19 protein-coding genes, 2 tRNA genes and 1 pseudogene are annotated in these 21400 nt (G+C 43.2%); 13 read left to right on the forward strand and 9 right to left on the reverse strand.

Translation table 11 applies throughout. From position 1 onward, the window contains the following. Window positions 1-50: 50 nt before the first annotated feature. A complete protein-coding gene (gene pmbA, locus PSV17_RS11535; protein WP_300482754.1) occupies window positions 51-1391 on the reverse strand; it encodes a metalloprotease PmbA in 1341 nt (446 codons plus the stop codon). Between the two features lie 80 nt (window positions 1392-1471). Between pmbA and yjgA the strand changes: the two genes are divergently transcribed. Continuing rightward, window positions 1472-2101, forward strand: a complete 630-nt coding sequence (gene yjgA, locus PSV17_RS11540) for a ribosome biogenesis factor YjgA (protein ID WP_300482757.1) — start codon at window positions 1472-1474, stop codon at window positions 2099-2101. A gap of 89 nt (window positions 2102-2190) precedes the next feature. Further along, window positions 2191-3474, forward strand: coding sequence for a sodium:proton antiporter NhaD (nhaD, locus tag PSV17_RS11545; RefSeq protein ID WP_300482760.1), 1284 nt, complete (start codon window positions 2191-2193; stop codon window positions 3472-3474). Window positions 3475-3527: 53 nt separating this feature from the next. Here the strand turns inward: nhaD and PSV17_RS11550 are convergent, their stop codons facing one another. After that, window positions 3528-4385 (reverse strand): PDZ domain-containing protein, encoded by an 858-nt coding sequence (locus PSV17_RS11550; protein WP_300482762.1) that lies wholly within the window; start codon window positions 4383-4385, stop codon window positions 3528-3530. 60 nt (window positions 4386-4445) lie between these two features. On the opposite strand from PSV17_RS11550, the gene mog reads away from it, so the two are divergent. The 5 genes from mog (at window position 4446) to PSV17_RS11575 (ending at window position 7964) form a co-directional block, all read left to right on the forward strand. Beyond that, the gene (gene mog, locus PSV17_RS11555) at window positions 4446-5027 is read left to right on the forward strand and encodes a molybdopterin adenylyltransferase (RefSeq protein ID WP_300482765.1); all 582 of its coding nucleotides are present in this window, start codon (window positions 4446-4448) and stop codon (window positions 5025-5027) included. An 85-nt stretch (window positions 5028-5112) separates the two neighbouring features. Beyond that, window positions 5113-6012 (forward strand): prohibitin family protein, encoded by a 900-nt coding sequence (locus PSV17_RS11560; protein ID WP_300482767.1) that lies wholly within the window; start codon window positions 5113-5115, stop codon window positions 6010-6012. Window positions 6013-6033: 21 nt separating this feature from the next. After that, the gene (gene thiL / locus PSV17_RS11565) at window positions 6034-6996 is read left to right on the forward strand and encodes a thiamine-phosphate kinase (protein ID WP_300482768.1); all 963 of its coding nucleotides are present in this window, start codon (window positions 6034-6036) and stop codon (window positions 6994-6996) included. 10 nt (window positions 6997-7006) lie between these two features. Beyond that, a complete protein-coding gene (locus PSV17_RS11570; RefSeq protein ID WP_300482905.1) occupies window positions 7007-7477 on the forward strand; it encodes a phosphatidylglycerophosphatase A in 471 nt (156 codons plus the stop codon). Further along, window positions 7470-7964, forward strand: a complete 495-nt coding sequence (locus PSV17_RS11575; RefSeq protein WP_300482769.1) for a nicotinamide-nucleotide amidohydrolase family protein — start codon at window positions 7470-7472, stop codon at window positions 7962-7964. Before PSV17_RS11570 ends, PSV17_RS11575 begins: the two co-directional genes overlap by 8 nt. An 11-nt stretch (window positions 7965-7975) precedes the next feature. Here the strand turns inward: PSV17_RS11575 and PSV17_RS11580 are convergent, their stop codons facing one another. The 7 genes and pseudogenes from PSV17_RS11580 to PSV17_RS11610 form a co-directional block, all read right to left on the reverse strand. Next, window positions 7976-8326: a hypothetical protein gene (locus PSV17_RS11580; RefSeq protein WP_300482770.1), complete on the reverse strand. Its 351-nt coding sequence runs from the start codon at window positions 8324-8326 to the stop codon at window positions 7976-7978. A 414-nt stretch (window positions 8327-8740) separates the two neighbouring features. After that, on the reverse strand, window positions 8741-9205 hold the full coding sequence (locus PSV17_RS11585) for a hypothetical protein (protein WP_300482771.1): 465 nt from the start codon (window positions 9203-9205) through the stop codon (window positions 8741-8743). Further along, window positions 9165-10532, reverse strand: a complete 1368-nt coding sequence (locus PSV17_RS11590) for a phosphatase PAP2/dual specificity phosphatase family protein (RefSeq protein ID WP_300482772.1) — start codon at window positions 10530-10532, stop codon at window positions 9165-9167. The genes PSV17_RS11585 and PSV17_RS11590 overlap by 41 nt, the downstream gene beginning before the upstream one ends. Before the next feature lie 5 nt (window positions 10533-10537). Next, window positions 10538-12313 carry a bifunctional alpha/beta hydrolase/class I SAM-dependent methyltransferase gene (locus PSV17_RS11595; RefSeq protein ID WP_300482773.1) on the reverse strand — a complete coding sequence of 592 codons (1776 nt, stop codon included), beginning with the start codon at window positions 12311-12313 and terminating at the stop codon, window positions 10538-10540. 259 nt (window positions 12314-12572) lie between these two features. After that, on the reverse strand, window positions 12573-13178 hold the full coding sequence (locus PSV17_RS11600; protein ID WP_300482776.1) for a DUF4440 domain-containing protein: 606 nt from the start codon (window positions 13176-13178) through the stop codon (window positions 12573-12575). 59 nt (window positions 13179-13237) lie between these two features. Next, window positions 13238-14164, reverse strand: a pseudogene (locus PSV17_RS11605) (phosphatidate cytidylyltransferase). A gap of 7 nt (window positions 14165-14171) precedes the next feature. Further along, a complete protein-coding gene (locus tag PSV17_RS11610) occupies window positions 14172-14777 on the reverse strand; it encodes a CDP-alcohol phosphatidyltransferase family protein (protein ID WP_300482778.1) in 606 nt (201 codons plus the stop codon). A gap of 288 nt (window positions 14778-15065) precedes the next feature. On the opposite strand from PSV17_RS11610, the gene recA reads away from it, so the two are divergent. The 6 genes from recA to PSV17_RS11640 all read left to right on the forward strand — a co-directional run bounded on the left by recA (window position 15066) and on the right by PSV17_RS11640 (window position 20919). Continuing rightward, entirely contained in the window at window positions 15066-16094 is a 1029-nt protein-coding gene (recA, locus tag PSV17_RS11615; RefSeq protein ID WP_300482781.1) for a recombinase RecA, read from the forward strand. Window positions 16095-16139: 45 nt separating this feature from the next. Further along, the gene (gene recX / locus PSV17_RS11620) at window positions 16140-16616 is read left to right on the forward strand and encodes a recombination regulator RecX (protein WP_300482907.1); all 477 of its coding nucleotides are present in this window, start codon (window positions 16140-16142) and stop codon (window positions 16614-16616) included. Between the two features lie 48 nt (window positions 16617-16664). Further along, a complete protein-coding gene (alaS, locus tag PSV17_RS11625) occupies window positions 16665-19310 on the forward strand; it encodes an alanine--tRNA ligase (protein WP_300482784.1) in 2646 nt (881 codons plus the stop codon). Window positions 19311-19349: 39 nt separating this feature from the next. Beyond that, complete coding sequence (locus tag PSV17_RS11630) at window positions 19350-20576, forward strand: aspartate kinase (protein WP_300482786.1); 1227 nt, start codon at window positions 19350-19352, stop codon at window positions 20574-20576. A 101-nt stretch (window positions 20577-20677) separates the two neighbouring features. Then, a tRNA-Ser gene (locus tag PSV17_RS11635) sits at window positions 20678-20771 on the forward strand. A 71-nt stretch (window positions 20772-20842) separates the two neighbouring features. After that, window positions 20843-20919 (forward strand) — tRNA-Arg (locus PSV17_RS11640). Window positions 20920-21400: the final 481 nt, after the last annotated feature.

A 21400-nucleotide genomic window follows, 5' to 3' on the forward strand; every position in this document is an offset into this window, starting at 1 on the left:
CTTATTCATTATAGCAACATTAACTTACTCGACGAGTTTGTCCGCTCACCTTACTCGCTAGCCACTGTCATACGCTCAATTAAAATAGAGCCCACTTGTTTTGAGCCCTGTATGCAAACGTCATTGCCAATCGCAATAATCATTTTTAGCATTTCCGCCATATTGCTGGCGATAGTGATTTCCTCAACAGCATGAACAATCACACCATTCTCAACCCAAAAACCAGCAGCACCTCGTGAATAGTCACCAGTGACCATATTCATACCGCTACCAAGTAGCTCTGTCACTAGCAAGCCTGTTCCCATTTGTTTGAGTAAACCAGAGAAGTCTTGCGCGCCAGATTGCACGATTAAATTATGGTTTCCACCTGCGTTACCTGTAGTTTGCATGCCCAATTTACGTGCAGAATAACTACCCATGACGTAACCCTGCAATATACCGTCTTTCACCAATTGTCGCGAATGCGTTGCCACACCTTCGCTATCGAACGGGCTACTTGCTAAACCTTTTTTGAGATGCGGCTCTTCATTAATATTAAGTAGTGGCGAAGCAACTTGCTTACCTAAACTATCCAATAAAAATGAAGATTTACGGTATAAATTACCACCTGAAATTGCGCTAATCAGACTAGAAATTAAACCACTTGCTAAGGGTGCTTCAAACATCACAGGCACTTGGCAAGTTTTTATTTTTCTGGAGTTTAAACGTCTAACTGTTCGCTCACCCGCCCTATTGCCAATGGCTATGGCTGACTCTAAATCGACAGCTGCGCGGGCTGTGCTATACCAGTAGTCACGCTGCATATTATCGTCAGATTCTGCAATCACAGAGCAACTCACGCCGTGGCGCGTGCTTGGGTAACCGCCTGTGAAGCCATGACTATTACTATAGGCAAAGTAACCTGAGCTTGTAGAAACGCTTGCGCCTTCGGAATTTGTAATGCGCGCATCAACGCCTAACGCAGCAGTTTCACACTCTTTTGCGATGACGATGGCTTCATCTACAGAGATATTCCAAGGGTGATGCAAATCTAAATCAAGCACTTCTTTCGCCATTAAATTCGCATCAGCCAAACCACAGAACTCATCTTTGGCGGTGTATTTAGCGATATTGCAAGCCGCGGCTACCGTATCTTTAATCGCTAACGGACTTAAATCAGAAGTGCTGGCGTGGCCTTTTTGCTGACCAAAGTATACAGTTACCGACATACCTTTATCACGGTTGTATTCAATGTTTTCAACCTCGTTTAAGCGCACTGAAACGTTTTGACCTATGCTTAAACTCAACTCAGCTTCCGCCGAGCTTGCGCCTAAATCTTTTGCCACTTTAAGCACGTCTCTCGACATTTGCTTAATATCATCTAAAGAATAACTAAATCCAGAATCTGTCATAACTCTTCTACTATTATAAAAATACACACAAAATACTAAAGGAATGTCTATCAACTTCTAGGCTGTTATAATACCGCACTATGAAACCTCAAATATCAGCAAAACCTAAAAAGACCGCGAAAGACCGCGAATTAGACAATGAACTCAACAAACAAGTTGAATCAAATGTTGATGAGCCTATTAGCAAAACTAAACTCAAAGCCGAAGCTGATGCGCAACAAGCGCTTGGCGTTAGGCTCTCTGAGTTGCCTAAAGATAAACTACTTAAATTAGACTTGCCTGATGCAGTCACAACAGCTGTGTTAGATACTAAAAAAATTACTGCCAATGGCGCTATTAGACGCCATCGCCAGTATTTAGGTAGATTGATGCGCGAAATTGATAATGCGCCAATTCTTGAGCAACTAGCACGCTGGGATGGTAAACATACCGCTGAAAATGCTTATTTTCATGGCTTAGAGCGGTGGCGTGATCGCATGATTGCAGACAGCAATGTGCTTTCTGAGTTTATGGCGCTCCATCCAAAAACAGACAGTCAGCAATTGCGCACATTAATTCGCAATGCACAAAAAGAGCAAGAAGCCAACAAGCCGCCAAAGAGCAGTCGTGAGATTTTTAAATTATTACGCGAAATAACGCAAGAGTCTCAAGATAATAGCGATGCGGACGCTAGCTATACACCTAATGATGAATCAGACAGTGACATTTAAAATATACTGAATTTATATCTCCTGATTTGATAATTCTGGATTTGATATCTCCTGTGCGAATATCTTAAGAATAGCCAAGAAAAGTAAATATGCTAAGCCTGCTGATCATCATCTTTATCGTAACCTACACCGCCATAGCGCTTGAACATCCGATTAAAATAAATAAATCCGCTTCAGCTTTGCTTGGAGCAGGCTTACTTTGGACTGTTTATGCGATATTCAGCAATAACGATTTACAAGTCAATCATGAACTGGCTGAGTCTGTAGCCACTACAGCCCAAATCGTGTTTTTTCTCATTGGCGCCATGACTATCGTTGAAGTGATAGATGCACACAATGGCTTTGAAGTAATTACATCTCGTATTAAAACCACAAAATTATCTAACTTAATGTGGCTTGTTGGTTTTGTGACTTTCTTTTTAAGCGCAATATTAGATAATTTGACCACAACCATCGTCATGATTTCACTCATGAAGAAACTTCTCGACAAACAGGAAGATCGCCTAATTTTTGCCTCTATGGTGGTTATCGCGGCTAATGCAGGTGGTGCTTGGTCTCCAATAGGTGACGTAACAACAACTATGCTTTGGATCGGTGGGCAGATCACCGCTACTTCTATTGTAAAAAGTCTTTTGTTGGCGTCTTTAGTTAACCTGATTGTACCGCTACTGATCGTGAGTTACTCTCTCAGAGGAAAAGCGGTAATAGCGCCTATTATGCTAGAAAACTCTAAAGACTTACAATCCAACCAATTCGAACGTAACGTTGTATTTTTTATGGGACTAGGTGTATTGATTTTAGTGCCCGCATTTAAAACACTCACGCATCTACCGCCGTTTATGGGAATACTATTGGGTTTAGGCTTGGTTTGGCTAGTAGGTGATTTATTACATAGAGATAAAGAAGATCAAGATAAAGAGCATTTATCCCTAGTCAATGCGCTCATGCGCATAGATATGAGCTCCATCGTATTCTTTATCGGTATATTACTTGCTGTTGCAACGCTTGAACACAGTCATATTCTGAAATACTTAGCGACATTCCTAGATCAAACCATTGGTCGTCAAGATATGATCGTAAGCATCATGGGCTTACTTAGCGCCATTGTGGATAATGTACCGCTTGTGGCAGCTTCAATTGGAATGTATGACCTTGCGATTTATCCGCCAGATAGTTTCTTATGGAAGTTTATTGCCTATTGCGCTGGTACTGGCGGCTCGATTTTAATTATCGGCTCCGCAGCTGGGATTGCGGCAATGGGCTTAGAAAAAATACAATTTGTTTGGTATTTTAAGAAGATAAGCTGGCTAGCCTTGATTGGTTATTTTGCTGGCAATCTCACTTATATTCTGCAATACAATATCACCCACTAAATATCGCTAGGTTTATTAGAATTTTTAAACCTAGCGATGCATAGAGTATCGTACTATTTACGTGAATTCAAAGCGACTGTAGTTTTAATATCCTCATCCCCATGGCGGAACATAATATCGACCGTTTGACCTTGATAACGCTTGACGGCTGCAAATAAATCGCCGGATTTTTCAAGTGTGACATCTCCTATTTGAAGTAAGGTGTCACCTGTGACAATATTGGCTTTGGCTGCTGGAGACTCTTTAATTACCGCTATAATTTTCAGCCCTGGCAGCGGAGTACCTTCCTCTGCAGGATTAGTCGAAGCTTTTATCAACTTGATGACGTGTACACCGAGCAAAGGCATTGGCAGCTTTGCCCAATAGCTAGCATAATGCACGGTTTTCTCATTTTTAGCATTCTCAGCATTAGCTTCCTGAATCGCTTTATTACCGCTTTCAGTGCCGTCTAAATTAACCATATTGGTCGTAAGAGAGGTCGGTCTATCGTAAACCAATACATAATCAGCTTTAATTTTTTTCGCATAAGTTTTAGCCAACTCTGCTGAGATTTTTGCCGAAACAAACTCTGATGTTCCCATCATATCGTAACCATTTTCCAGCATACGGGTTGTATCGGCTTCTTGATTTCCACCTAACTCTAAGGTTGTGTCAGGTGAGGCTTTGAGAGATTTAAGTTGATGATCGTTTTGTTCTACGAATTTCTCTTCAAATAAATTTGTACCAGCTTTAGCAACATCATTAGCATGTACTTTTGGTGCTAATAAAGTAGCTCCTAAGCCCAGAAAACTTAGCAACACTACGCTGCTAACAAGTCTCTTCTGTAATACTTTAATTTGTAGTGCTTTAGTTTGCGGTTCTTTTGTAGCTGCGTGATTTTTCTTATTGAATGGCTGGATATTTGACTGCATAAAATGCCCTTTACGTAGTTAATGTTATGATTAGATTTTTATATTACTTACGACACGTTAATGACAAAAGAATTCATTAAAATTGGTTTAGTTTCCATCAGCGACCGCGCAAGCAGCGGCGTGTATGAAGATTTAGGTCTACCCACGCTCAAAAACTGGCTTGATAGCGCACTCGCTACGCCTTACCAAATGATGGCACGATTGATTGCCGATGAGCAAGATGAAATTGAATCTACACTCATTGACTTGGTTGATAGTGAAGGATGTAGCTTAATTTTAACAACTGGCGGCACAGGCCCAGCCTTACGTGATGTAACACCAGAAGCAACTATGGCAGTTGCTGATAAAGAAATGCCTGGGTTTGGTGAGCAAATGCGTCAAATTAGTTTAAATTTTGTACCTACCGCAATACTTTCACGCCAAGTGGCAGTAATCCGCAAACAATGTTTAATCATTAACTTACCAGGTCAGCCAAAAGCCATCGCACAGACACTTGAAGGACTAAAAGATGAAGCTGGCAACACTAAAGTCCACGGCATATTTGCCGCAGTACCCTACTGCTTAGATTTGATTGGCGCACCTTACATTGAAACCAATGAGTCTTTAGTTAAAGCATTTCGACCAAAATCTGCAATAAAATAGCTGCGTTAAAAATTAATATCAACAATAAATCATGAATCCTAAAATACCAATCAATAATTTTTTACAAAAAGTCAAAGGGGACTCTGTGGAAAACAATCCTTCAATACAATCATCCATTAAATATGTCGTCATGGGTATCATTGTGGTAGTTTTACTCACATGGTTATGGCCTTTGCGCAGCGTACCAACAGGCAGTCGCGGCGTTGTTACGGTGGGCGGTGCAATTAAAGGAATTGAAAGCGAAGGCTTTATGCTGGTTGCCCCTTGGCAAACTTTGAGCATTTTTAATATACGTGCTGAAGAAGCTGCAGTAGAAAATGCTGATGGCAGCACCAGCGACACGCAGCCAGTACGCGTAAGCCTTACGGTGCGTTACAGTATCAAACCTGATAAAGTAGCTGAAGTATTTGAGAAATATAGCCACGATGGTAATTTACAATCTTATGTACAAACTGCAACGCAAGAAGTGTTTAAAGCAGTGACGGCTAGATACACTGCACCAGATTTAATCGGTAAACGCTCATTAGTCTCTGGTGATATTTTAGATGCTCTGCGCAAAAAATTAGATGTATATGGCGCGCAGGTGATTAACGTAGATATGCGCAACTTCTCATTTTCACAAGACTACATGGCGGCAATTAGTGCCAAAGTAACGCAAGAGCAATTGCGACTTGGGGCAGAAAATAAACTTAAAACGGTTGAATCTGAGCAAAAGCAAAAAGTGGCGATTGCCGAAGCTGAAGCCAGTGCGCTTAAAGCGCAAGCAGATGGTGAGGCTTATCAAATATTGAAATTGGCCACTGCGCAGGCTGATGCACTGAAAGTACAAAATGCCGCTTTAGCCCAAAATAAAGATGTGCTGGAACTACGTCGTATTGAAGTTGAGCAAACCAAAGCTGCAAAATGGGATGGACAATTACCTTCTGCAGTGTATGCCAGTGCGCCAATTCCTTTCTTCAATGTGCCTTCAAGCAGCTCAAAGTAGTCACATTAGAATTTAAATTTAATGACACCTGAATTTAACTTAATCAAACAATACTTTACCCGACCAACGCGCCATACCAAACTAGGAGTGGGTGACGATGCCGCTTTGATTAGCCTATCAACTGGCATGGAGTTTGCTATTTCAGCAGACATGCTAGTAGCAGGTACTCACTTTTTTGCAGATTGTGATGCCTATAAGTTAGGCTGGAAATCACTCGCAGTGAATATTTCAGATATGGCGGCCATGGGAGCTAATGCTAAATGGGCGACGCTGGCGATTGCGCTGCCTGATATTAATGCGTCATGGCTAGCCGAATTCTCACGCGGCTTTTTTGCCTGCGCCGATAGTTTTAACGTTGACTTAATCGGCGGTGACACCACGCGTGGGCCACTCACCATTAGCGTGCAAATCATGGGTGAAGTGCCTATTGGCAAAGCCATTAAACGCAGTGGTGCTAAAGTAGGCGATGAGATTTGGGTATCTGGTAAGCTAGGCGATGCAGCCTTGGCCTTAGCGCATATTCAAAGCAAACTTGCTTTACCAGAAGCCGCGTCACTGATCTGTGCCAAAGCACTTCATGCGCCTCAACCTCGACTAGCTCTAGGTCTAGCGCTGAGAGATATTGCCAATAGCGCGATTGATATTTCAGACGGCCTACTGGCAGATTTAGGTCATATCCTGGAACAATCCAATGTTGGCGCAATAGTTGAGCTGTCTAACATTCCGCACTCTACATTTGTAGATTATCCGATAGATCTGCATGATGAGAGTTTGAGAAAATTGGTGTTAGCAGGCGGCGATGACTATGAATTATGCTTTACGGCTCCAGTACAAATGCATGCGGAAATCGTAAAAATATGCGAAAAGATTAAACTCCAGTTAAGTTGCATCGGTCACATTACAAGCAATACTGGCTTAATATTGCATGGCTTAGAAAACGAAATTTTAAACATTAAGGAAACTGGCTTTGACCACTTTAGTTAAATCGCCAAATATGCAATTTTTATTGCAGCACCCTGCTCATTTCTTTGGGCTAGGCTTTGGCAGTGGTTTAGTGCCTAAAGCGCCAGGTACGTTAGGCACAATTGTCGGCTTGCCTTTATATTTTATAATCGCGCCGTTTAGCTTGGTACTGCAATTAAGCATCATTTCTGTCTTGTTTTTAATCGGCATTTACTTCTGCGATGTTACTGGCAAAGCGCTCGGTGTATCAGACCACGGTGGTATTGTTTGGGATGAAATTGTTGCGATGATGTTAGTACTTGCTTTCACGCCCAACCAATGGCAGTGGTGGCTTGTGGCTTTTTTACTGTTTAGATTATTTGATATTTGGAAGCCATTTCCAATCAGGCAATTTGATGCCAAACTCAAAAATGGGTTTGGTGTGATGTTTGATGATTTACTCGCTGCAGTCTACGCCATTATTAGTTTACAAGGTTTACTATGGGCAATTTCGCATGGATGATGCTTTATCAAATTTAGCCGCCGAACTTGGTGCAGCACTTAAAGCGCGAGACTATACGCTGGCTTTAGCTGAATCTTGCACAGGAGGGATGGTGGCACAAGCGATTACCAGCATCGCAGGTAGTTCAGCTTGGTTTGACCGTGGTTTTGTGACTTACAGTAACCAAGCAAAAATTGAGATGTTGGACGTATCTAGTCAAACGTTAGAAAAATATGGTGCAGTAAGCGAGCAAACTGCTATCGAGATGGCTGTCGGTGCGTTAAAGAACAGCCATGCACAAGTGACGGGTAGCATTTCTGGAATTGCTGGTCCCGATGGCGGTACGCCTGAAAAACCAGTTGGTACAGTTTGCTTTGCGTGGACTGAATTAAACAAACCCAGCTCCACGACTACCAAATATTTTAAAGGCAGCCGTCAAGAAATCCGTCAACAAGCCTCCATCGAGTTGATGGCAAGACTTGTGGACAGATTAAACGGTAACGATTAATACCTTAAAATTTAGTGGCGACCGCCGTGACGCCCTCCACCGTGACCGCCGTGGTTCCAACCACCTCGATCACCACTGCCACGACCCCAACCATGATGCTCACGGCCTTCATGACGCCAGCCTCTATCATAATTGCGGTATTGGTATGAAACTGCAGGTTGATAATACACAGGTGGTGCAGCGCGGTAATAAGCAGGCTGACTGTAATACACCACAGGCGGCGCAGGATAATAAGCAACGGGAGGCGCGTACCCAAAACCGCCAATGTTAACGCCTAAACTAAAAGAATCTCGCGCAGATGCAGTGGATATAGAAGCCGCAACAATGGCTAAAGCAATGACAGTCGAACGTAATAATTTCATTTTCTTCTCCAATCACAAAATAGAGTTTGTGGAATAAAAAACGTATTAAGTCACATATGGTTGACCTGATGACAAAATGAGTGAGGGTTAAAACAACCCATAATTAAATGACTAGGGATTTTTGCACGAACCGAAATATAGTTGTACTTTCTGCAAAATCTACAAAAGTCCGTCATTCCGTCGAGACCGTAAAGGTCTTCCCCAATTTACTACACCACTAAAGTGGTAAGTAAAGTGTGAAAGGACGGAATCAAGCTAAAATTAAACATTTAAGCACTAACTTACAATCACTTATATTGAAACCTTACTGGATTCCGTCCTCCGACGGAATGACGAGTTGGTTCAGCTATTATGATTAAAATGCACTCATGCAAAGGTCTCATATAATTAAATGACTAACGACTATTACCCAATTTAAGCCAACCAAACTAAAATCATCAGCAAACAAAACTGCACTAAGATGGATAACAATCCCAGTTTAAACAAGCTATAACTACCTTGTAATCGCGCTTCTAGCGTTCTGCCTGTGTGATGTTTTGAGTTAATTTTTCTTAGAGCATCATCTAAGGCGTCCATCTCAAAGCTATCCCAACGCTCAAACAAAGTAATATCAATGCGAATACGCAGTGCCACGTAAAAAATCCCTAAACTCACGACTAACATTAGTAATGCCAATGCTTTTACTGGCAACATGAGTGAATATACGATGGCAACGATAGCGAGCAAACAGTTAGTCAAAGTTAACAGTTCGACTAATTTAAACGCTTTGAGCAGCGCCAGCATCACGCTTAATTTTGCGTGTACTTTAGGTTTATTATTTAACTCTAACTCTGTCATCTCAACCCAATTCTTTAAGCGCTTGTTGTATATTAGCCTCATACTCTTTGCTTAAAACAATGCCGGCTCTCGTTGCATCTATCATAGCTATGGCATGTTGAACATTTGCGGCATGACCTCGCCATACCAGCCAGCAAGCCACGACACTGCTACTGCGCGACAACCCCAATGCACAATGCACCAAAATATCACCTTGCTGTTGTGTACGTTCTAACCAACGCACTGCACGAACCAAGGTTTTAGGCTTAGGCGGCGTTAAATCTAAAACAGGCAAATGTTTTTGAATGGGTGCTTTAAGCAGGCTAGCTGGAAACTCATTGGTTAAATCCAGCACACCATGCCAACTAACGCCTAGCTTAGCCACAGCAGCTCGGGGAAAGGCGCCAAGCCAGACATTGCCATGAATTTTATTGGGTAAATATCGACGTTTGGTATACATGCGATAACTACACCAACTTAACAATAAATAAGGCGCCAACAAAAACTTGGCTGGCCAGCGCATATTGCCACGCCTTACGGACAAACTATCTCGTTGAAATATCTGTTGCTCGAATCCCCAATACGCAAAACTGACGAGTAATAATGCGATGCTTGTCCAAATGAAAATGGCCGCAAGTAAAACGGAGTGCTTACAAACAAGTATTGCTGCGGCTGTCATAGTTACCGCTAATAAACCATAACGCAGTGCTAACTGCTTCATTCGTGCAGTTGGCTGTTGCCAGCGCCATGAAAATGGTTGATCTGGAATCAAATATAAACAAGCCACGCCCACTAAAGCACCCGTCCAAACATCAATAAAATGATGCTGATAAACCAACAACACTGAAGCGGCGATGGCAATGAACCAAAGGTGCAAAGCGATACGCGTGTAGCCTTGCAGGCGCTTAGCGTACAACTCCCACAATACTATCAACAAGCTAATATGTAGGGATGGCGCTTGGTTATATGGCTTATCGAATCCGAGCAAAATCGCCTGCAATACACCATTAAAATCATCTGCTTTCGGCACATCAAAAGAGAATTGCAGCGGATACAGTAAAAAGCCAATCAATGAAATGACCGTAGCAAGCAAAAGCCTAAGTGCATGCCTATCTAGCGCACTGCGTTTACGAAACAAAAACAGCGAGCCTGCATAAAACGCATCAATCGACATATACGGCAACATCAACCAAGGCACAAAGGGCAGTAGATGCTCCCATACCTCGACCATGATGCCAACATCTGTGCGACCACTTGTGTAGTAATTCAGCCAGCCATAACTTAAAAAGAAAAATGGCCCGAGAAGCGCGAGCCAAATGGCGCCGCGCTTCCATAAGATAGGCGGTTTTAAGATAGCGGGTTTTAAGATATATGGCTTACTAACTTGCATATACTTTAGCGACGTTTTGCTAGAGATACACTAAATATTCCCCAAGTGTCTGACCATTGGTCAATCTTCTCAAACCCTGCAGCCGCGACCAATTGATCCATTTCACGTTGCGTGCGTCTACGCATCACCCATGCTTTATTTTGGCGGTGGCTAGTTAATGTCCGCGCTATTAGCTCCAACTGTGGATGCCATGGCTGATTGGTATACACCAAGTATCCATCCGCCTCTAAAGCTGCGTGAACCCCTTTTAGTGAGGTTTGTATTAAAGAGTTTTCAGGGAATAGCTCATATAAGCCAGACACAATCGCCAATGTTGGCTTAGGGGTTACTGCGGCGATAGAAGCCGCATCAAACGCATCAGCCAATTCAAATTGAGCAATATTTTCTAAACCATGTTGCTTAATCATTGCACGTCCAGCGGTCACATTCAGCTCGCTATAATCGCGCATTAATACATGGTCGGCTTTTATGGCAAGCGCTGCATCTAATACATAACGCCCATGTCCTGCGGCAACATCCATCATGCGCACTGGCTTCTGTGCTGCTCGCAATAGCGCTGCGGCCTTAGCCAACATGGCTTCGTTATGTACTTTGCGCACACGAATACCGCGCCAGCCAATGGCATTGAGATAAGTTCTGTCAATAATTTCACCCAAGGCACCACCAACAAAGGTTCTGCTTCGGGCTTTATTTTCGTAAACATAATCCAGCGTACTACCTGAATCAAAACCCGTATCCACCCCTAGTTTTAGACCATGAGACATATTGCTGCCAAATCGAATATTCGCTCTGGTCGCAGCAAAATACAGATTCTTTAGACTGAAAGTGGTTAAAGGTTTTTTAAGTTGCTCTGCTTCATCAAACGTGTAACCTGCAATATCTGCTTTAATTAAATCTGGCTGCACCACTGGCGTTAAATATTGCTTCTCTATAAATTCACGCGCCTTTGTTAATGGCAAATGGCGATCTTTTTCACCTAATGTATCGTGAAAGAAGCCTTCAAATTCGTGATACTCCTTAGTGCTAGCACCTAGTTTTTCATATAAATCTTTTACTGGCTGTTGATGCACCACCCAATCAGTACCCGACACTAAAAACTGCGTTGGCGTGGTAATGGCTGCAGCGTCTTTGACCAAACGCTCAGCAGTACTGTAAAGCTCCAGCAATATATTCACGGCAATCGGGCGAGTGATTAGCGGGTCATTATCATAAGATTCAATGCGCTTTTCATCGTGCGTTAACCACTTTGCTTTTACATAAGAATTCACAAAAGCGAGTGCAGGCACTAGTTTTGTAAGCCCTAAAGCTTGGATTAACGCTAGAGAGGCTCGCGCAAATGGCACGTATAACTTGACCTTAAGTGCTGGTGAAGCCAATACCAAACTACGGATATTTGGCGCGTAATCATGTACCCACGCGGCAGCAATCACCCCTCCCACGCTTTGGGCAATCACAGAAATTTCTTCTATTTTAAAGCCATAGGTGCTGCAAATATGTCGCGCAAAAACATCGGCATCTTTCACTAATACGCCAAAGTTATCGGCATAACCACGCACCCCAGGCGACTTTCCTAGTCCACGCGCATCCCAAGCAAAACAGTCATAGTCAGGCATATTTAAGCCATCCACCACATCTTGCTGACGACCAGAATGCTCATGCCCTCGATGGAATAAAATGATTGCACGTTTATTAGCGCCCCGCTGCTGGCTCGCCCAATGGCGATAAAAAATCTCTGCACCATCTACCGCGGTAAAAGTATGCTCTTCTGCTACTCTAATCATAAGGAATTCCGTTTATTAGGATTTAATTTAGGGAGGGGTAACTAAAAATACCTCACAACATAACTATATAATTAGTTATTTAGTTTTATGTGTCAAGCACTTTATAAACCTGAGTTAAAAATTAGAAAGTTACACAAATCGATTTGACAAGTTGTTTGAGTAAAAACATCAAAAATCCGTCATTCTCGCGTAGGTTTTTAGTAACAGCGACTTACGTTGATGCTTGGCTGGACTCCCTTCTACACGGGAATGACCGTAATTAAGATTTTTTACGACGTAAAAACACCATACCTAGCACGCCCAACAGCAAACCAAGCACTAAGCCGCCTGCCGCATAATATTTAGTTGAATCTTTCACTGCTGCAAAAATCGGATTATCGTAAAAGTTTGTACCTATATGCAAAGCTAAAATACGCCATTTGCCATCCGCCTCTTTTACAACCGTGGCAGTCCAGCGCGTTTTCATGGCTAAATTTCGGCCATCCACTAATTGGTAGTTTTCTGTGCCTCTGCCATAAACCAAGCCCCAGCTTGGGTTCGCTGCATCACCATACAATTTCGTCAAAGCATCTGGCATTAACTTAATGTCTAATTTCTTCAAATAGCCACCTTTGCCAAACCAGTCTTTAAAGTAAGCATCTATGCCCTCTGGCGTAGAAATCACGTTTTGGTTGATGGTGGTTATTGTTAACTTTTCATCAAAATACTGCTTTAAATCCTCATACTTCTCGGTGTTAATCGCCGTTTCTATGCCTTGCAGCAAGCCGCGCAACTCTTCATGTATCGCATGGTTAGGCTCTTCAGTGGCAGCAAGGCTCGTGCTACTCATTAACAAGCAAGCAATGACTAATAAATTCTTTAACATACGATTAATCTCCTTTTTATTATGATGCAAATATTGCAATTTGCAGATTCAAGCAGTTTTCAGTAGTGCAGATAATACACAAAATGGAAAAACAATGGCGCGGTATAAGTCAGGCTATCAACACGGTCTAGAATACCACCATGCCCTGGAATCAGACGGCCTGTATCTTTGATGCCTAAATCGCGTTTAACCGCAGAAATACTCACATCGCCCACAAAACCAGTTAATCCAATCAACAGGCCTGCGGCAAGCGGCTCCCAACCAACAAGTGGCGTTAAGTAGGGTGCTAACAGCCATGACAACATGGTCGTTGTTGCGATTCCACCTAGTAAACCACCTAAGGTTTTATTCGGGCTAACTTTGGGAATCACTTTGATGCCACCCAGCAATTTCCCCCATACATACTGCATGATGTCGTTGAATTGCGTGAGAAACACCAAAAATAAGAGTATGCCAGCGCTATTTGCAGCGGGATTCACTTGATCAGGCAATGCAAGTAAATACGCCGCATGCGAAAGTGAAAACACGGTTGTCATCAAGCCCCAATGAAGCGTACTCGACGCTCTTAGAAAGTCTTGTGTTTCGCCTTCTATCAGCATGCGGAGCGGCAATAGTAAGAACATATAGACGGGAATAAAGATGATAAACATGCCATACCAACCCAGCCAAACCCACAAATACTAAAGCGGAATAGCGAGATACGCCCATAGCAATGTACGTTTATCGGCGCTTCTGCTAGGAATGATACTGAAATACTCTTTGAGTGCTAGAAAGCTCACCAGCCCGAAAAACAAGACACCAAGTGTGTGGTTTACGGCAATCGCTAAAATAAACAGCCCTGCCATCACCCACCAAGAACGCATGCGTAAGCCAAGTTCATGGTCGGCTACACTTGGGCGAAAAATGCGTTTAAGCCAAATAATCAGCGTGCCTGTGATAAGGATAACGGCTATTCCCCACAAGGCAATCTGCAGATTAATCGGCATGTTACGCCTAGGCCGTTTCTTTCAATGCGCCTTTAGCGCGATTCATAATCGTGACAATTAACAACAACAGCATCACAATCAATAGCCAATTTACCCAGGCACCCAGTGGGAAACCAACACCCAGTACAAGAGCGATTGCGCCCAACCAAAACGCACGGTCACTTTTACCCATAGGCCCTTGATACTGACGTGTAGCGCCTATCTGCACAGCAACCACCCCCATCATTTCGCTAATAGTCGCCAGTAATACTAGCAACACTACCAGGCTTGCGCAGATGTGCGGGAGCAAAGCTAAAGGCAGATAAAGCGCAGCATCAGCAATCACATCGCCCAACTCATTCAATATTGCGCCTAATTTCGATTGTTGCGCATGCTCACGCGCCAACATGCCATCTATCGCATTTAAACCCATGCGCAAAAACAATATCAAAGGCAAAACCAGCAAAGGCCAAGTAGCATGAGGCTGCCATGCAATTAAAGCCCCGCCAATAAAAGATAAAATCACGGCTGCAATAGTCACTTGATTCGCAGTGATGCCTGCACCAGCAAGGGCATTGACGATAGGCCTTAATAAAGCTTGGAATCGCGGCTTTAAATCGTAGATTGAAGGCAAAATAATTTCCTTATTTATTTTTTGAGTTTAATTATTCAGTTTGATGATTCTAGTTGATCACTCTAGGCAGCATTATGCCATTGCATAGCGCACAAAGCACAATTGGCTGTGGTAACGCGTTTCATGTATTTGCAAAAATTAATACATGTACATTGATCAGTAAAACAATAATTTACAAATACTTAATACATATTTAATAACAATCTAAAGCCACTAGAGCCTTACTTTAGTTGCAGATTTATGGAATAATCATGCGATTAACTTAGTAACAAAATTCAAAGGCGACACATGGACGATAATAAAAGCAAAGCACTGAGCGCGGCACTCGCACAAATTGAAAAACAATTTGGTAAAGGCTCCATTATGCGCATGGGCGATAGCGACATTGGTGATGACATTCAAGCAGTTTCAACGGGTTCATTAGGCCTTGATATTGCACTAGGCATCGGTGGTTTACCGCGCGGACGTGTGATTGAAATTTACGGTCCAGAATCATCAGGTAAAACTACATTAACGCTTTCAGTGATTGCACAAATGCAAAAAACTGGTGGCGTAGCAGCGTTTATTGATGCAGAACATGCGCTTGACCCACAATATGCTGCGAAATTGGGCGTTAACGTGCCTGATTTGTTAATTTCTCAACCAGACACTGGCGAGCAAGCACTTGAAATTGTAGATATGTTGGTGCGTTCAGGCTCAGTAGATATTGTGGTGGTCGACTCTGTTGCAGCTTTAACGCCACGCGCCGAAATTGAAGGCGAAATGGGTGATTCACACATGGGTTTACAAGCCCGTTTAATGAGTCAAGCCTTACGTAAACTAACGGGTAATATCAAACGTACTAACACCATGGTGATTTTCATTAACCAAATCCGTATGAAAATCGGTGTGATGTTTGGTAACCCAGAAACCACTACTGGCGGTAATGCGCTTAAATTCTACGCGTCTGTGCGTTTAGATATTCGTCGTACGGGTGCGATTAAAAAAGGTGATGAAGTCATTGGTTCTGAAACACGTGTAAAAGTGATTAAAAACAAGGTCGCGCCACCGTTCAAACAAGCTGAGTTTGACATTTTGTATGGCGAAGGCATCTCACGTGAAGGTGAAATTATTGAGCTTGGCGCAAACTTGAAAATGGTTGAAAAAGCAGGTTCTTGGTATAGCTATAACGGTGAAAAAATCGGCCAAGGTAAAGACAATGCGCGCGAATACTTAAGATCACACCCTGATATCGCCAATGAAATTGATGCAAAAATTCGCGCCAATATGAAATCATTAAGCGAAGCGATGCCTGCAGTACGCTCTGAAGAAGATTAATCATTCGTTGAATTTGTAACGACTGAATCTGTAGCGAGGCGCGCAATCGAATTCAAACCAAAAAGCTTACGGCAACGGGCGCTTGATTATCTGGGGAAGCGCGAGTATTCATACTTTGAGCTCACTCAGAAATTAAAGCCCTTTGCTGAAGAGTCTGATGAAAGCCCAGCCTCTGAGCAGATTGCGGCAATTCTGGATGACTTTAAAAAGCGTGGTTGGCTTTCAGACGCTCGGTTTACAGAGCAGTTAGTGCATGCAAGACAAAGTAAATTTGGTAGCGCACGCGTAGCCAATGAGTTGCGAGAAAAAGGCGTAGCCGATGATTTAATCGCTAACGCGGTTGAAGAAGTAAAGATAAATGAGTTAGATTTTGCGCGCGAAATTTGTCGAAAAAAGTTTAAGGCCACACCAAGCAGCCGCGAAGATTGGGCAAAACAAGCTAGATTTTTACAAAGCCGTGGCTTTAGCTTTGATGTGATTAAAAAAGTTTTGAATACTAAAAGTAACGAAGACAATCTGTAAAAGCATCATTTATCAAGCTCTTACAAAAAAAACATAATTATTGAAAATATGACAATTAAACTAAGTAACAATCCAAGCAGTAACGAAATCCGCAAAGCGTTCCTCGATTTTTTCGCCTCTAAAGGCCATCAAATCGTTGCTTCAAGCTCGCTAGTTCCACACGGCGACCCTACCCTGCTATTCACCAACGCTGGGATGAACCAATTTAAAGATGTATTTTTGGGTTTTGACAAACGGCCATACACTCGCGCAACCAGTAGCCAAAAATGCGTACGTGCTGGCGGCAAACATAATGACCTTGAAAACGTAGGCTACACCGCGCGCCACCATACATTTTTTGAAATGTTAGGCAATTTTAGCTTTGGTGATTACTTTAAAGATGACGCGATTGCCTACGCTTGGGAGTTGTTAACAGAGGTATTTAAACTACCAAAAGACAAACTCACCGTTACCGTCTATGCAGACGATGATGAAGCCTACAACATTTGGCATGACAAAATTGGTGTGCCAGCCGAGCGGATTATTCGCATTGGCGACAACAAAGGCGCACGTTACGCATCAGACAACTTCTGGATGATGGGCGACACTGGCCCCTGCGGCCCATGTACCGAAATTTTCTACGACCACGGCGACCACCATTTTGGCGGCCCTCCAGGCAGCCCAGATGAAAACGGCGACCGTTTCATCGAAATCTGGAACAATGTATTCATGCAGTTCAATCGCGATGAGGCGGGTGTAATGCATCCGCTACCAAAACCATCTGTAGATACAGGCATGGGTTTGGAGCGCATCTCTGCTGTATTGCAGCATGTACATGCTAACTACGAAATCGATATTTTCCAAGGCTTAATCGGCGCCGCAGCGCGTGAAACCAATACAACAGACTTAAGTATCCCGTCACTTAAAGTTCTCGCCGACCACATCCGCGCTTGTAGTTTCTTAATCGCAGACGGCGTGATTCCTGGCAATGAAGGCCGTGGTTATGTGCTACGGCGCATTATTCGCCGTGCCATTCGTCACGGTTATAAATTAGGTGCTCGCGCAGCATTCTTCTACAAACTTGTGCCTGATTTGGTTAAACAAATGGGTGAAGCGTATCCTGAACTGGTCGCGAATCAAACGCGCATTATGGATATGTTGAAGTTGGAAGAAGACCGTTTCTTTGAAACCATTGAAAATGGGATGGAGATTTTAGAAACTGAGCTGGCAACCATGTCTAAAGCGAACAATCGCCTTTTCAATGGTGACCTAGCGTTTAAACTGCATGACACTTTCGGTTTCCCACTTGATCTAACAGCAGACATTTGTCGTGAGCGTGAGGTCAATGTAGATAGCGCCGCTTTCGACGCTGCAATGACACGCCAAAAAGAACAAGCGCGTGCCGCTGGTAAGTTCAAAATGGCAACTAATCTTGAATACAGTGGTGCGAATACCGACTTTAAAGGTTATCAATCATTAGAAGCTAGCGCTATGATTTTAGCGCTATACAAAGATGACGTAGCTGTGAATCAATTATCAGAAGGCGAGCAAGGCGTAGTGGTGTTAGATAACACACCGTTCTATGCTGAGTCTGGTGGTCAAGTAGGTGATAACGGCGTACTTAAAGCAGAGAATGGTATTTTTGCTGTAGAGGATACGCAAAAAATCCAAGCCGCTGTTTTTGGTCATCATGGCATTTTAAAAACTGGCAAAATTAGCGTGGGTGAAAGCCTAAAGGCGAGCGTGGATTTAACAGCTCGAGCTGATATTATGCGCAATCACTCAGCGACCCATTTAATGCACAAAGCACTTCGTGAAGTATTGGGCATACATGTGCAACAAAAAGGTTCATTAGTAGATGCGGATAAAACCCGTTTTGACTTTTTGCATAATGCACCAATGACAGATAAAGAAATTGCCGAAGTTGAGGCAATTGTAAATGCTGAAATTCTAGCTAATGCAGCAACTCAAGCACGTGAAATGGATATTGAATCCGCGCAAAAAACAGGTGCAATGATGCTGTTTGGCGAAAAATACGGCGATATTGTGCGCGTATTAAATATTGGTAGCACCGCTGAGTTATGTGGCGGTACCCATGTGAGCCGCACGGGTGATATCGGCCTATTCAAAATTTATGCCGAAAGTGGCGTAGCCGCTGGCGTTCGTCGCTTAGAAGCGACAACTGGTCATGGCGCGCTAAAATTGATTAACGCTCAACAAGCACTAATTTCTCAACTTTCAGCCGACCTAAAAGCACCCACTACCGAATTGGCTAACAAAGTTGCGCAATTAACTGACCATGCGAAATCACTGGAAAAAGAATTAGCGCGTTTTAAATCTAAATTAGCTTCATCTCAAGGCGATGATTTAGCCACGCAAGCCACTGAAATTTCAGGGGTAAAAGTATTGGCTGTGACGCTTGAAGGCGCCGATGCAAATACCTTGCGCGAGACGATGGATAAACTAAAAGATAAACTAAAATCTGCAACCATAGTTTTAGCCAGTGTTAACGATGGCAAAGTAAGTTTGGCCGCAGGTGTTACGCCTGACTTAACTACTAAAATCAAAGCGGGCGAACTCGTCAACTTTGTAGCACAACAAGTAGGCGGAAAAGGCGGCGGCAAGCCTGATATGGCAATGGCGGGCGGCACTGATGCGAGCCAATTACCAAAAGCACTCGCAAGCGTAAACGACTGGGTAAGCAGTAAACTATAATTCAACTCAACTTTAATCAAGTAAATTTAAGAGCTAAAAATGGCATTGATTGTACAAAAATATGGTGGCACTTCTGTAGCGAATCCTGAGAGGATACGCAATGTTGCCCGACGCGTAGCGCGTTATAAAGCAATGGGGCATCAAGTTGTAGTGGTGGTTTCAGCCATGTCTGGTGAAACTAACAAACTTATTAGTTTAGCAAAAGAACTTATGGCTGAGCCTGATCCGCGCGAATTGGATATGATTATATCCACTGGCGAACAAGTGACCATTGGCTTAACGGCGTTGGCGCTAATAGAATTAGGTATTAAGGCGAAAAGCTACACAGGCGCACAAGTTAAAATTCTAACGGATGATGCATATACCAAAGCTCGCATCCTCAATATTGATAAACATAAGCTAAAAGCTGATTTAGATGCTGGTTATGTATGCGTTGTTGCGGGTTTTCAAGGCGAAGATGCTAATGGCAACATCACGACACTAGGTCGTGGCGGCTCTGACACTACTGGCGTGGCGCTAGCAGCGGCCTTGGGCGCAGATGAGTGCCAAATCTACACCGATGTTGATGGCGTTTATACAACTGACCCACGCGTAGTGCCTGAAGCGCGGCGTTTAAAATCAATCACTTTTGAAGAAATGCTTGAATTAGCAAGCCAAGGTTCAAAAGTGCTGCAAATTCGCTCAGTTGAGTTCGCAGGTAAATACAAAGTTAAGCTACGTGTGCTCTCCAGTTTTGAAGAGGAAGGCGACGGCACACTGATTACATTTGAGGAAGAAGAAAACATGGAACAACCCATCATTTCAGGCATTGCGTTCAATCGTGACGAAGCCAAAATCACCGTGCTAGGCGTACCAGATAAACCTGGCATTGCTTACCAAATCTTAGGCCCAATCGCTGATGCGAATATTGATGTCGATATGATTATTCAGAATACTGGCGCGGACGGCACTACTGACTTCACATTCACCGTGCATAAAAATGAAATGAACAAAGCACTGAATATCTTGCGTGATAAAGCGCAAAGCCACATAGGCGCACGCGAAATCAGCGGCGATGACAAAATCGCCAAAGTTTCAGTAGTCGGTGTTGGCATGCGTTCACATGTAGGCATCGCTAGCCAAATGTTCCGTACATTAGCAGAAGAAGGCATCAACATAAGAATGATTTCGACTTCAGAAATTAAAATTGCAGTTGTAGTGGATGAAAAATACCTTGAGCTAGCCGTACGCGTATTACATAAAGCTTTTGAATTAGACGCGGCATAAAAAATAGTAATCTAGTCACCTATTTATCATTGATTTTTAGGCGTGAATCAAGTATTATCGCGCCTCAATTAAGAAAATTTAATTGAAAAGCGTAAGAAAACGGAGAGCTGGCCGAGTGGTCGAAGGCACTTCCCTGCTAAGGAAGCATACGGGCTTAACCCTGTATCTAGGGTTCGAATCCCTAGCTCTCCGCCAAGTAATAATTCTATTAAAATTATCATATAGTTCTTTTAGAAACCAGCGGCATCAAGTATAATGCCGCGCATGCGCCCGTAGCTCAGCTGGATAGAGTACTTGGCTACGAACCAAGGGGTCAGGAGTTCGAATCTCTTCGGGCGCACCAATCAAATCAAAGGCTTACAGTTTAATCGCTGTAGGTCTTTTTTGTTTTTATAAGTTCAGGGGTAAACTCAGGGGTAAACTGTAAAATTGCTAGACGCTTAAATTGGCTTTAGTAACTTAAGCAGTCGTCATTCCTAATAGTTTACCTACACCACACTTCTTACCGCCCAACACACCGCTTGAAGTAAAGCAAAAAGGTAAAATGAGGCCATAGGCCTCCTCTTGCTTCAAGAATGGCCTCAAACTCACAAAAAACTCAGTTGAAGGTGTGGACACCTAATCTTACGAGATTTAAGAGTTTTATCTAGAGGGTGCTGGGCGGCGCTTACCATGGAAACAATTAAACATCGCCTTGGTTGGAAGTGAGGCAAGACGGTAGTACTTCTACGGCGGTCTGATGGCCGCAATGTGCTCGGCAACGGCAGCTAACCGGAAGCGCATTTAGGGTAATCACCGGCAAGTCGGGGCCCAAACCAGCCGGA

This window comes from Methylotenera sp., assembly GCF_029946165.1.
Taxonomy (GTDB): domain Bacteria; phylum Pseudomonadota; class Gammaproteobacteria; order Burkholderiales; family Methylophilaceae; genus Methylotenera.